This is a genomic window from Sulfurihydrogenibium sp. (genome assembly GCF_028276765.1).
In the GTDB taxonomy this organism is placed as follows: domain Bacteria; phylum Aquificota; class Aquificia; order Aquificales; family Hydrogenothermaceae; genus Sulfurihydrogenibium.
Genome location: NZ_JAPYVU010000023.1, coordinates 1 through 13,296, shown reverse-complemented (window position 1 = coordinate 13,296; position 13,296 = coordinate 1). Strand labels below are relative to the sequence as shown.

Annotated in this window: 11 protein-coding genes, 1 tRNA gene and 1 other RNA gene; 8 read left to right on the top strand and 5 right to left on the bottom strand. The window is 32.9% G+C overall.

Features of this window, described 5'->3' with window-relative positions:
• Positions 1-118: 118 nt before the first annotated feature.
• From Q0929_RS05070 to ssrA, 5 genes are all read left to right on the top strand, one after another.
• The gene (locus Q0929_RS05070; RefSeq protein ID WP_299238561.1) at positions 119-1,357 is read left to right on the top strand and encodes a molybdopterin-dependent oxidoreductase; all 1,239 of its coding nucleotides are present in this window, start codon (positions 119-121) and stop codon (positions 1,355-1,357) included.
• Between the two features lie 17 nt (positions 1,358-1,374).
• Positions 1,375-1,653: a cytochrome c gene (locus tag Q0929_RS05065; RefSeq protein WP_299225851.1), complete on the top strand. Its 279-nt coding sequence runs from the start codon at positions 1,375-1,377 to the stop codon at positions 1,651-1,653.
• 17 nt (positions 1,654-1,670) lie between these two features.
• Complete coding sequence (locus tag Q0929_RS05060; protein WP_299238559.1) at positions 1,671-2,687, top strand: YeiH family protein; 1,017 nt, start codon at positions 1,671-1,673, stop codon at positions 2,685-2,687.
• 4 nt (positions 2,688-2,691) lie between these two features.
• Positions 2,692-3,123 (top strand): universal stress protein, encoded by a 432-nt coding sequence (locus tag Q0929_RS05055; protein WP_299238557.1) that lies wholly within the window; start codon positions 2,692-2,694, stop codon positions 3,121-3,123.
• A 232-nt stretch (positions 3,124-3,355) separates the two neighbouring features.
• Positions 3,356-3,709: a transfer-messenger RNA gene (ssrA, locus tag Q0929_RS05050) on the top strand.
• Positions 3,710-4,161: 452 nt separating this feature from the next.
• Here the strand turns inward: ssrA and Q0929_RS05045 are convergent.
• From Q0929_RS05045 to acs, 3 genes are read right to left on the bottom strand one after another with little or no spacing between them, the layout of a single operon-like run.
• Positions 4,162-4,458: an Lrp/AsnC ligand binding domain-containing protein gene (locus Q0929_RS05045; RefSeq protein ID WP_007546784.1), complete on the bottom strand. Its 297-nt coding sequence runs from the start codon at positions 4,456-4,458 to the stop codon at positions 4,162-4,164.
• Positions 4,459-4,471: 13 nt separating this feature from the next.
• Positions 4,472-5,815, bottom strand: a complete 1,344-nt coding sequence (gene hslU, locus Q0929_RS05040) for an ATP-dependent protease ATPase subunit HslU (protein ID WP_299238555.1) — start codon at positions 5,813-5,815, stop codon at positions 4,472-4,474.
• A 9-nt stretch (positions 5,816-5,824) separates the two neighbouring features.
• The gene (gene acs, locus Q0929_RS05035) at positions 5,825-7,723 is read right to left on the bottom strand and encodes an acetate--CoA ligase (protein WP_299238553.1); all 1,899 of its coding nucleotides are present in this window, start codon (positions 7,721-7,723) and stop codon (positions 5,825-5,827) included.
• 144 nt (positions 7,724-7,867) lie between these two features.
• On the opposite strand from acs, the gene Q0929_RS05030 reads away from it, so the two are divergent.
• The gene (locus Q0929_RS05030) at positions 7,868-8,227 is read left to right on the top strand and encodes a hypothetical protein (protein ID WP_299238551.1); all 360 of its coding nucleotides are present in this window, start codon (positions 7,868-7,870) and stop codon (positions 8,225-8,227) included.
• A 496-nt stretch (positions 8,228-8,723) separates the two neighbouring features.
• Positions 8,724-10,052 carry a TldD/PmbA family protein gene (locus Q0929_RS05025; protein WP_299238549.1) on the top strand — a complete coding sequence of 443 codons (1,329 nt, stop codon included), beginning with the start codon at positions 8,724-8,726 and terminating at the stop codon, positions 10,050-10,052.
• 7 nt (positions 10,053-10,059) lie between these two features.
• Here Q0929_RS05025 and Q0929_RS05020 read toward each other — a convergent pair.
• Positions 10,060-10,143: transfer RNA gene (locus Q0929_RS05020), tRNA-Leu, on the bottom strand.
• A 37-nt stretch (positions 10,144-10,180) separates the two neighbouring features.
• On the opposite strand from Q0929_RS05020, the gene Q0929_RS05015 reads away from it, so the two are divergent.
• A complete protein-coding gene (locus tag Q0929_RS05015) occupies positions 10,181-12,715 on the top strand; it encodes a DHHA1 domain-containing protein (RefSeq protein ID WP_299238547.1) in 2,535 nt (844 codons plus the stop codon).
• Positions 12,716-12,947: 232 nt separating this feature from the next.
• On the opposite strand, the gene Q0929_RS05005 is transcribed toward Q0929_RS05015, so the two are convergent.
• Positions 12,948-13,121: a hypothetical protein gene (locus tag Q0929_RS05005; protein WP_299238545.1), complete on the bottom strand. Its 174-nt coding sequence runs from the start codon at positions 13,119-13,121 to the stop codon at positions 12,948-12,950.
• Between the last annotated feature and the right edge of the window lie 175 nt (positions 13,122-13,296).

Sequence of the window (13,296 nt, the reverse complement as noted above, 5' to 3'; positions counted from 1 at the left end):
TCAAAAGATATTACTCACTTTATAAATTTCTTAAATACCTCTATTTAAATTTTAAATTTGATTTCACCTTACCATTTGTGTAGATTGTTAACAAGAACGTTTATTAAGGAGGCTATACATGAACAGACGAGAATTATTGAAAAAAGGATTACTTATGACAGCAACAGGTTTACTCCTTCCAAAGGAAATGTTTGCTCAAGTTAATAAATCTCTCTTAGGACCTGCTGCAGATTTGCTTCCGGATGGAACGATTAAAGAACAAATTTTAGAAGCTTTGCCCGGAAAAAAGCCTTTGATAAAAAAAACCTTTAGAGCTCCAAACTACGAGACCCCATATAAATACTTTAATGAAATCTTTACTCCAAACGATGTTTTCTTTGTTAGATACCATCTTGCAAACATACCGCAAGGTATCGATGAAAAAAATTGGAAGCTTAAAATCTCCGGAGATGCTGTAGAAAAAACTTTAGAACTTACAATGGAAGACTTAAAAACAAAATTTGAACAAGTTGAGATTGTAGCCCTTAAAGCATGCTCTGGAAATATGAGAGGTTTATTTAATCCACATGCACCTGGAGTACAATGGGGATACGGAGCTATGGGAAATGCTAAGTGGAAAGGTGTAAGATTAAAGGATATCTTGAATAAAGCCGGATTAAAGGCTAACGCTCTTGAAGTTGCCTATAATGGCGCTGACTCTGGTGTTATGCCAACAACTCCTGATTTTGTAAAAAGTATTCCTGTTTGGAAAGCTACACAAGAAGAGGTAATAGTTGCCTATGAGATGAACGGTGAGCCAATTCCATATTTAAATGGATATCCTCTCGTGCTTGTAGTTCCCGGCTGGACAGCGACTTATTGGATGAAGCATTTAACCGATATAACGGTAATTTCTACTCCTTTAGATAATTTCTGGATGAAAAACGCTTACAGGGTTTCTGTCGATAAATTTCCAATAAGGGAGAGATTTTTGTCTCAGATGAACTCAGAAGATATGCCCATAACAGAGATATCAATAAACTCTATTATCACAAACATAGAAAAAGGGCAAGTATTCAAGTTAGGTCAGCCAATAGAGGTAAAAGGTTTAACATGGGATGGTGGTTATGGAATTAAAATGGTAGAAGTTTCTGTAGATGGTGGAAAAACATGGGCAGAAGCACAATTAGATAAAGATTATGGCAAGTTTTCATGGAGACAGTTTAGTTATGTGTTTAAGCCTAATAAAAAAGGAAAATATACAATCATGGTAAAGGCTACAAACAGCATTGGACAAACACAACCAATAGAACCAATCTGGGAGCCTCATGGATATGGTTATAACGCTATTCAAAAAATAGATATAAAAGTCATTTAATTAGGAGGTATTTAAAAATGAGGAAATTTATTGCAATTGTATTAGCAGTATTTTCTATATCTTATGCCGGAGAAGAAAATTTAGTATTAAAAGAAGGAAAAAATAAGGAGTTGGTTCAAGCTTACTGCTCTGCATGTCATAGTGTTGACTATATTATGATGAATTCAAAGTTTTTAGACAGAAAAGGCTGGGAAGCAGAGGTTAATAAAATGATTAAACTTGGCGCACCAATAAACAAAGAAGATTCAGAAAAAATAATTGATTATCTTGTCAAGAATTACGGAATAAACAAATAATTCGGGAGGTTTTTTTGATGAACTATATTCCGGGAATACTGATTACTGCTATTTTATCAGTAATCGCAATGTTTATATCTAACTTAGAAATTGTAAAATCTACCGTTAATTTTAGTCCATTGATTGTTGCGATTATTATCGGCTTAATTGTAGGCAATTCAATTAAAATTCCGGAAGTTTTAAAACCGGGTATTAACTTTTCTTTAAAGAAAATTTTAAGAATTGCTATTATCTTCTTGGGGTTTAGGCTAACGTTCCAAAACGTTATTGATGTCGGTCTTGAAGGAATTATAATCGATGCAATTATGCTTTTAACGACGTTTTTACTTGGAGTTTATGTATCTAAAAAAGTTTTTGGACTTGATGAGCAAACGAGCTATATGCTTGCGTCCGGTTCTTCAATATGTGGTGCATCTGCAGTATTAGCAACCGCTCCAATAGTAAAGGGACAAATGCATCAAGCAGCTATGGCAGTAGCTACTGTTACGATTTTTGGCACAATTTCTATGTTTTTATATCCGGCTGTTTATAAAGCTGGTTTATTGTTAGGAATGGATGATGCTTTATATGGCATCTATGCCGGTGCAACAGTTCATGAAGTAGCTCAGGCTGTTGCTGCAGGCTTTGCTGTATCTGATGTTGCAGCTAACACGGCGACAATTTCAAAACTAACGAGAGTAATAATGCTTGCTCCACTGCTTATAGTTTTGAGCTTTTTCTTTGCAAAAAAGCATGCTACGCATGGAGTAAATTTAAGAGAAATTCCAATTCCTTGGTTTGTATTTGGTTTTATTGCAATGATTGGAATAAATTCCATGTCACTTTTAGACAAAACTTATGTTAATATAATTAACCAAGTAGATACGTTTTTATTAACTATGTCTATGGCGGCACTTGGAATTGAGACTAATATTGAAAAAATGAAAAAAGCCGGTATGAAGCCAATCTATGCAGCATCGGTTTTATTTTTATACCTATTTTTTGGTGGATACATAGTTACAAAAGTTATTCATACAGTATTTAACGGAGGATGATTTTATGTTTAAAAAAATTGTAGTTGCTTATGACGGGTCTGAAAATTCTTTGAAAGCATTAGATAGAGCCATAGAGTTAGCTAAATGCAATAATGCTGAGTTGCACGTAGTAGGTGTTGTAAGAATGTTTGAATTTGGTGCTATAGACTATGTTTCTCCTGAAGAGATTGAAGAGTATGAAAAACAAGAGATTTCTAAGGAAGAGAAATATTTGAAAGAGGCTATCCAAAAAGTAAGCCAAGCAGGACTAAATGGAACTTACAAAGTAATGGAAGGTGATCCGGCGGAAGAGATAATGACTTATGCTGATGAAGTAGGAAGTGATTTAATAGTAGTTGGAAGAAGAGGTGTTGGCGGGTTTAAAAGATTACTGATAGGAAGCACATCTTCAAACATAGTTAAATATGCTAGTCAATCAGTTTTAGTTGTTAAGTGAATAAGTGAGTGTGTTCTAAAATTCCTGTAAGTTTACCTTTTTGATTTTTTGACTTGAAAAGAAAAATAGGAGACTCGTCGCCGGCTGCAGAATAACAACGTTGATTTTTAGAATAGTCTTAGTGAATAGGTGAGTACTTGTTAGTAAACATTGAAATGAACAAATTTATGATTGGTTTACCCAATCTCTTGAAATTATTTTAAGTTTAAATATATTATTATCAATTGAATATGGGGGCGATACGGGTTCGACGGCAAACGGCGAGCAAAGGGAAGCATGCCGTAGAAGGTCACTACGTAAAAAACCAAAACAAAACAATTCCCGAACGCGAAATCGCTCTCGCTGCTTAATTAACGCAGCGACGTCCTACCTGGCTTGCCCGTAGGCTGGGATAGGGCGTAAGACATACGGGATAGAGCCTTTCCAACCTCCCCTGAGGGAAGGCTCGAAACCTAACGGGGATAGCTTTAAGCTCCTCTGCCTGTGGAGGAGCTTAGGGCGAAACCTTAATCACAGGCTAAGCATGTAGAAGCCCTTTGGGCTTGGCCTTTGCCGGACGGGGGTTCGATTCCCCCCGCCTCCACTAACTACCGGTTTTTCTAATCTCTCCTTTTGGATTTCAATATTTGTCCCTCATTCTGAGGATTTAGTCTGAATGGCCTCCTGTTTTATTCTATTTGAAAAAAGAGGAGTAAAAAAGGAGATTCTTCTCCGGCTGAAGAATGACATGTAGATTTTTGTAAGCAATTTCATTTAAAAAGGTTAATCTGAGTTAAGATTTGATTTCTTTGAAAATAATCCCGATTGGGTCTTAGGTCATTTAAAGGATTTTTTAATTATGCCTTAGGCAAGAATTTGATTTTAATAAGTTTATGTAAAGAGACTCTTTTTGACTTAAGTCCTCAGGGATGATAAGGAAAGTGAAAGTAGAGGTAATTTATGAATTGCCCCAATATTCATTAATCTTTCAAAACAATCTTTAAAAATTTCACTTTTAGCATTCTAAAACTGTGCAAAGAATCTCCTGCTTCTTTTACTTTATAATTTAACTACCATGCAAGTTGTAGCTTTTTTAACACCCGGAATTGGGTTAATATCTTTTATAACAATTCTTCCTATTTCATTTTGGTCTTCACCTACAACATAAACGATTATGTCGTATATGCCGGTTACTACATCTGCAGATTTTACATTCTCTATTGTTGACAATGCTTTTAAAATATTTGGTATTTCTGGCGGGTTTGCTTCGATTAAAACATAGGCAGATGCAGCATTTTTTATTTCTATATCTTTCAAAAGCTCTTCAAAAGTTATTGGCATTTCCATTTCTTTCATAATTTCTCTCCTCTTATAATATATATCTTGTTAAATCTTCGTTTGTAATCACATTACCAAGCTTTTCTCTAACCAACTTGCTATCTATCACAATTTTCTGTCCTTTTAAATCTGGTGCGTTAAATGAAAAGTCTTCCATTATTTTTTCTAAAATTGTATGAAGTCTTCTTGCTCCAATATTTTCTGTTCTTTCGTTTACTTCTTCAGCTATTTGTGCTATTTCTTGAATTGCATCTTCTGTAAATTCAAGTTCAACACCTTCTGTAGACATTAAAGCTATATACTGTTTTATCAATGCATTTTTTGGTTCTGTTAAAATTTTGACAAAATCATCTTTTGTAAGTGCTTTAAGCTCTACTCTTATTGGAAATCTTCCCTGCAATTCTGGAATTAAATCTGAAGGTTTTGCTAAATGAAATGCTCCTGCTGCTATAAATAAAATATGGTCTGTTTTGACTGGTCCGTATTTTGTTGAAACCACAGTTCCTTCTACTATTGGAAGTAAATCTCTTTGCACTCCTTCTCTTGATACATCAGGACCGCTTCTTGACGACCCTCTTGCTGCTACTTTATCAATTTCATCAATAAATACTATTCCTAAGTTTTCTGCTCTTTTTACTGCTAAGGTTTGAACTTCATCCATATCTATAAGCTTTTCTGCTTCTTCGTTTTCTATAATTTTTAATGCTTCCTTGACGGTCAATCTTCTTTTTTTTCTTTTTGAAGGCCCTAAATTTGAAAATAACTCTTTTAGCTGATTTTCAATATCTTCAAGACCAGGAACAACTACACCCCCAACAATAGCTGAAACTTTTTCTTCTACATCTATTTCTATAACTTTATCATCTAATTGACCTTTTCTTAACATTTCTCTAAATTTTTCTCTTGCCGGCGATTCTTCTTCCTCAACAAATGTTCCATATCTTTTTGTTTTTTTAGGTACTAGATAGTCTAATACCTTTTCTTCTGCTATAGCTTTTGCCTTTTCTCTTACTTCTTCCATCTTTTCAGCTTTTACCATCTTGAAAGATACGTCAACAAGCTCTCTTATGATAGATTCAACATCTCTTCCAACATATCCAACTTCTGTAAATTTTGTTGCTTCTACTTTTATAAATGGTGCTTTCACCAAGTTTGCCAATCTCCTTGCAATTTCAGTTTTACCTACTCCTGTAGGTCCTATCATAAGTATATTTTTTGGAATTACTTCATCTCTTAGGTCTTCAGGCAATTTTTGCCTTCTCCATCTATTTCTAAGTGCTATTGCAACTGCCTTTTTGGCTTCTTCCTGACCAACTATGTATTTATTTAACTCTTCAACTATCTGTTTAGGTGTAAGCTCTCTGTCTATTTCCAATCTAACCTCCTAATCTTCAAGTGTTGATATGTCTCCAAGCTCTTGACCTAATTCTCTGGCTCTTAAAACTCTTCGCATTATTTTACCACTTCTTGTTTTTGGTAGTTTATCAACAAATTCTACTTCGTCGGGAACAGCTATAGCACCAAGGACCTCTTTGACCGTTTCTTTAATTTCAGTGATTAATTCTTGTGATGGTGAATATCCTTCCTTTAGTATGACAAATGCCTTAATTGATTCACCTTTAATTTCGTTAGGCTTTCCAATTACAGCCGCTTCTGCAACTGCAGGATGTTCAACGATTGCAGATTCAACCTCTGCATTGCCTATTCTGTGTCCTGCAACGTTTAAAACGTCATCAGCACGTCCAAGAATCATAATATATCCATCTTCATCTACGGAAGCAAGGTCTCCTGCTGAATAAACACCTCCAGGAATTTCTTTCCAGTATTTTTCATATCTTTCCGGCTCTCCCCAGCAAGTTCTAAGCATAGATGGCCATGGTTTCTTAATCACTAAATGTCCCACTGTATTAGGTGGAAGCTCATTGCCTTCTTTATCAACAACTGCCGGAACCACACCAAATAATGGCTTTCCTGCTTTGCCCGGCTTTGCAGGGTAACATGGAAGTGTTGTTATCATATGTGCTCCTGTTTCTGTCTGCCACCATGTGTCAACTACAACAGCTTTTTCTCTTCCTATGTTTTTATAATACCAAATCCAAGCTTCTGGATTGATTGGCTCACCAACAGAACCAAGTATTTTTAACGACGATAAATCATATTTTGCTGGAATTTCATCTCCAAATCTCATAAGCATTCTAATGGCTGTAGGTGCTGTATAGAATACATTTACTCTGTATTTTTCAACATACTCCCACCAAATGCCAGGATGTGGATATACCGGAACACCCTCCATTATTACTGACGTTGCACCATTCGCAAGCGGTCCATAAACAATATAGCTATGGCCTGTAATCCATCCAATGTCTGCTGTACACCAATAGATTGTATCTTCTTTTATGTTAAATACTGTTTTTGTTGTTAAATACGTATTTACCATATAACCGCCTGTTGTATGAAGAACGCCTTTTGGCTTTCCTGTTGTTCCTGATGTATAAAGAATAAACAACGGGTCTTCCGCATCCATAACTTCCGGCTCACAAACAGGACTGCTTGACTTGATTAATTTTTGAAAGTTTATATAATGGCTACCGTATTCATCTTCAGAAAGCTCATTATCCCTGTCCCATACAATAACTTTTTTAACAAAATCAAGCTCTTTAATTGCATCTTTTACAGTTGGAAGTAATGGTATTTTTTTACCCCTTCTTTTTGTGTAGGTTGCTGTTATTACTACTTTTGCTTTTGCATCATTGATTCTTAATTTCAATGCCCCTTCGCTAAATCCTGCAAAAACTACGCTATGTATAGCTCCAATCCTTGCACAAGCAAGCATACTTGCTATTGCTTCAATAGTATTTGGCATATAAATAGAAACTCTATCCCCTTTACCGACACCAAGGGATTTCAAGCCATTTGCAAGTCTACTGACAAGCTCCAAAAGTTCGCCATAGGTTATTTTTTTCTCGTTTCCATCTTCATCAACATAGATATAAGCTACTTTATTTCTTTTTCCGTTTAAAACATGTCTATCAAGACAGTTGTATGTGATGTTTGTTTTCCCGCCAATAAACCATTTAGCATAAGGAAAATTCCACTCTAAAACCTTGTCCCACTTTTGATACCAAAATAGTTCATTTGCAACTTCAGACCAAAATTCATCAGGATTTTCAATAGATTTTTTGTACATCTCTTCGTAGTTTTGAACTATACACTCTTTCTTGATCTCTTCCGGTGGATAATAAATATCCTTTACTTGTAAATGAACTGTTTCTAAATTTTCCATCTTTACCCTCCTTAGATTATTAAAATTCTTATTATTAAATTACTATACTTTGGGTGAGAAATTCAAATATAAATAAAACATCTAAAAAAACTTCTTGGTGGCAGTTAAAATTGTAATAGCAAAAATTCCACCAAGGAAGTAAAAATGCAAAACTCTAATCTTTATTTTACAATATTTCAAAAAATCTCTGAGCATTTAACTATACTTTTAAACGTTCAATCAAAAAAGAAAGCAGGTAGACCACCTAAGGTATCTGATTTACAGCTTGCAGCTTTATATATCACATCCTACATTTCAAACACTCCTATTCTTACACTTGCCAGATTTCTAATTTGTCCTTCTATTCAATCTTGGCATCTGTTTAGAAAATCAAAATCAGAAAGAAGAAGAATCACTATTATTATGACGAAAGTATTTACTATGGACTTTTGGTTATGGTGGTTTGTGATGAAGATGGTGTGGTTTATGACATATGGTTTCATCCAGCAAGCTATCACGAGGTAAGGTCATTAAGAATAAGACACAAAATGAGTAAATTGTTTAGATTTTTGAATGATTATTGAAGCAGTAAATTCTCAAAAAAGAATTTCAATCTTACAAGTAGATGGAGAAAGATTAAGACTTTTGTTGCTTATCTCTATGCATATGCTATTGGTTATAGCTTTTTTAGAAAAAGTAAACTATGGAGGAAGACTGTTCCAAAATTCTCGTAGGCTTACCTTTCCGTGTCATCCTGAGGCTGTAAACCGAAGGATCTCCTCTTTTTAAAATAAGAAAAAATAAGATTCTTCGCTTCGCTCAGAATGACGATGTGGATTTTTGGAACACCCTCACTATGGAGGTAATTTCTCACCCGACGTATGATATTATTATTTTTAGTCTGTTTATTTAATTTTTTAGAATTTCTTAATTTTCTTCACTTTCTCCAATCAAGGTAAAATTTAAATATGACATACATGATAAGATATTAATAATAAAATTTTGTTTGGAGCAGATTAATATGAGTTTAGAAAAAGTTATAGATATAGCAAAAAAAGAGTTAAAAGACTATGGATGGGAGATTTTCTACCTGAAAAATAAGAAATTAAAATCTCAATCAAACGACCTTAAACTTGATAAAGTATCAGTTTCAGAAGATGCCGGATTTTCTGTTAGAGTATTATTTGGAAAGTCTCAAGGATTTGCGTACTCTACATCTTTTGAAGAAAAAGATATAGCTGATTGTATTAAGGCAGCAAAAGAGCTTGCTGAGATTACTTCTGAGGATGAGGCTAACGGATTTGTTGAAAAGCTTGAAGAATCAGAGAAAATAGAATACTTTGACACTTTTGCAGTAAATCTTACATATTCAGAGAAAGTAGAAAAATCTATTGAATTAGAAAAGCTTGTAAGACAAAAAGATGAAAGAATTAAAGCGGTTAGAAGTTCAACCTTTGTAGAAAGCATCATTGAAACAGTTTTAATAAATTCTTTTGGAGTAGAAATCAAAGAAAAAGGCACATTCTACTCAGCCATGGTGTCAGCCGTTGCACAAGAAGGTGAAGACAGTCAGATATCATGGAGTTTTAACGCTACAAGATTTTTATCAGACCTTGATTTAGACAAAATAGCACAAGAGGCAGTCTTCTATGCAGTATCTCTTTTAAACTCAAAACCAATAGCTACAAAAAACATGACAATAATGCTGCCACCACATGCAGCAGTTGAAATCCTTGACACATTCTCATCAGCATTTACTGCAGATGCTTTGATTAAAAATAAAACCTTGTTTAAAGATAAGATAAATAAAAAAGTAGCAAATGAAAAGCTTACGCTTGTAGACAATGGAAGACTTCCAAAAGGATTTAGTAGTTCCACATACGACGGAGAAGGAAACTTAAAAGGAAAAACAGTTTTAATAGAAAATGGTATTTTTAAAGGATTTTTACATAACAACTATACAGCTAAAAAAACAGGCTTAAAATCTACCGGAAACGCCGTAAGGTCTGATTTTAGAACTTTACCATCTGTTGGAATAACAAACTTTTATATAGAAAATGGTAAAGATGATATTAAAGCATTTTTAGACGATGCAGATGAAGTATTTTATATAATAGATTTAATGGGACTTCATACAGCAGACCCGATATCCGGTGATTTTTCTCTTGGAGCTTCCGGAATTATCTATCATAAAGGTGAAATCGTTAAGTCTGTAAGAGGTGTTACGATAGCCGGAAATATATTAGATATACTAAATAATATTGTACTTGTAGGAAATGATTTAAGATTTTATGGAAATCTTGGCAGTCCTTCATTGATAGTTGAAAATATTACAGTAGCAGGAGAATAAAATAAAGTGCCCAGGGTGGGATTTGAACCCACACGCCCTCTCGGGCACTACCCCCTCAAGATAGCGCGTCTGCCAGTTTCGCCACCTGGGCAATTTGGAGATAAATATTATATCACAGAGAGGAAAAATTGCAAGTAGTAATCCTTCAAAACGGAGCAGATTTAGACGAGCTTTCCTCAGCTTACGCTATAACTTTACTTAATCCAGATTTTAAAATCCTCTTACCAAACAGTTATGAATTAAAAGTAAAGAAAACCCTTGATGTATTCTCAGAAAAATTTAAAGATAAAATAATCAAAATAAATCAATTAGATATATCTAAAATAACAAAAGCCATAATAACAGACCATCAACTCTTAGATATAACACTTCCTGAAAACGTAGAAATAGAAATATACGACCACCATCCAAAAAAAGCATATTCAAAAAAATATAAAACTCATCTTTATAAAACCGGAGCCTTAACAACGATATTTGTAGAAAAACTAAAAAGAGAAAAAATTAAGATTGACAGCATAGATGCAACAATCTTAGCCCTTGGGATATATGAAGATACAGGAGGATTTAAGTACAAAGGTACAACAAGTAGAGATATAAAAGCTTATCAATTTCTTTTCGAAGTTGGGATAGATTTAAACAGATTTATGAAAGTTATTCAAGATAGATTTGATTTACCAGAGTTAGAACTTTTAAAAGAACTACAAGTAAATGCTGAATTTTTACCTATAAAAGATTTTAAAATTTACATCTCACAAACTTCCATAAGATATAACCATGATGTAGCAGGTTTATTAAAGTATGTAAAAGCCTTTGAAGATGCTGACGCTTACTTTGTAGTTATTAATCAAAAGAACAAAAAAACCATAATTGGCAGGTCTGCTGATGAAAATATTGATGTTAATAAAATTTTAAAACATTTTGATGGCGGGGGTCATAAATATGCCGCATCAGCCCAAATAACAGGGTTTTCCTACGAGGATATAAAAACAATCTTAATATATTTGTTAGAAAAAGAACCGTTTAACTTAGAGCATCTAATAATAGATGACTTGCCTAAGATAAAGTTTGATACTAAATTTAAAGAATTAGAAAATTTAGTAAAAACTTACAAATATATGATTGTTTTAGACCAAAATGGAAAATATGCAGGAATTTTGACAAGTCAAACCGTTAAACTTGGATTAAAACACGGATTAACAGAAGAAAAAGCAATAACTTTTACTGAAGATTGGTATGTTGTAAACTACTCAGACCTAAACATTTTAAAGTTAAAAAAATTGATGGAAATAAATAGCGAAATTTTCCCGGTGATAAAAGACGGTAAATATATAGGTGTTATTTACAAAAAAGACATAGTTAAACATCTTTTAAAAGATATTCTGGAAGAAAATCTAACCCATTATCATCTAAAAACCTACAATTTCAAACAAAAACTTGAGAAATTCTTTCCAAAAATACTAATAGAAAAGTTTAAGGAGATTGGAGAGTTATCACAAAAACTTGGATATAGAAGCTTTATAATCGGCGGAGTTGTTAGAGATATTATTTTAAATCGTCCAAATCTTGATGTAGATATCATTGTTGAGGGTGATGCACCTACCTTAATAAAAGAGTATGTAAAAGATAAAAATTATACTTTTTATATCTATAACGAATTTATGACAGGGCAGGTAATGATTGAAAATGGTTTAAAGCTTGATTTTTCAACGGCAAGAAAGGAAGAATACCAATCACCGGGAGCATATCCAAAAGTTGAGAAAGCAACACTTTTTGAAGACTTATACAGAAGAGATTTTACAATCAACACCCTTGCTATAGAGATTACATCCTCAAACTATGGAATTTTGATTGATTACTTTAATGCAATAAAAGACATTAAAGAAAAACGAATTAGAATCTTACACTCTTTAAGTTTTGTAGAAGACCCAATTAGGATTCTTAGAGCATTAAGGTTTGCAGGAAGGTTTAACTTTAAGTTAGAAAAAAACACTGAAAAGCTTTTAACTTACAGTGTTGAAAAAGGATTGTTATCAGTTGCACCAAAAGGAAGAATAAATTTAGAATTAAATCTTGCCTTTGAAGAAGAGAAAGTTATCGAGATACTAAAGCTTTATGATAAGTATAAAGTCTTAAATAAAATATTTACTCAGACACATATTGACTCAAAAAAAGAAATATTATTACAAAAACTTATAGATAATTTAGTTTTACTACAGCATTTAAAACCTTACAATTACAGCAAAACAACAAACTTTTTATATGTCCTTTTATCTCACTTACCAACAGAGCTTATATATGAAAATCTTAGACTGTATCATTTTGATAAAGAAGCTAAGCTATGCGATAAATTTGTTCAAGATTTTAATGAGATTTTGAAGCTTGAAGACATTTTTCAGATTTACAAAATTTTAAAGAAAATAAATTTAGAATACTTGCCGGCTATATTAACATTGGTAGATGAAGGCAGAAATAAAAAAATAATAAAAATCTTTGAAGTAGAGAAAAAACCGTTAATCAAAGGAGAAGATTTAATAGAACTTGGCTTAAAACCATCAAAGCTGTTTAAGGATATTTTAGAAGATGTATTTGAAAAACAGCTAAAAGAAGTGTTTAAAAATAAAGATGATGTCATAAAATATATAAAAAGTAAATATCTTGTATAAGTCATACCAGTTTGGGAAAATTCCGATTTTCTTGAATTCATAATATCACAAAAGTATTGTAAAGGTGATTTTTTGTTCAAACTATGATGAGGTCTTTCTGTGTTATACCATAGCATATATTGCAACATCTTTTTTTGATACATAACGATTTTTTAAAGATAAAGGATTGTTATTACTGCTTTTATACTCTTTAATCCATCTGTATATAGTAGATTTTGATACACCAAAAGCTTTAACTGCAAGTTTTACTACAGTGTTTTAAATCAAATTCTACAACTTGTAATCTAAAGATTATTTCTGGATGTTTTTCCATAACATTATCTAATTCTTTTACCTGCTTTAAAAGCTTTCTTTCAAGTATATTAACTCTCTGAATGTAGGTAGATGTTCCTACTTTCTTTTTCATTTTTATCCTCCAATTTTCATGATTTTAAATTCTTATATAATATTTTCCCGATATTGTCCAAAAACTTTTACAATTTAATTGTAATATCATATAAAATTATACCTAAAAACTTAAAAATTGGTGAGGTTTTTATGAAAAGAGACTGGAAAGAATATAATAAACAACTTGTAAAGCG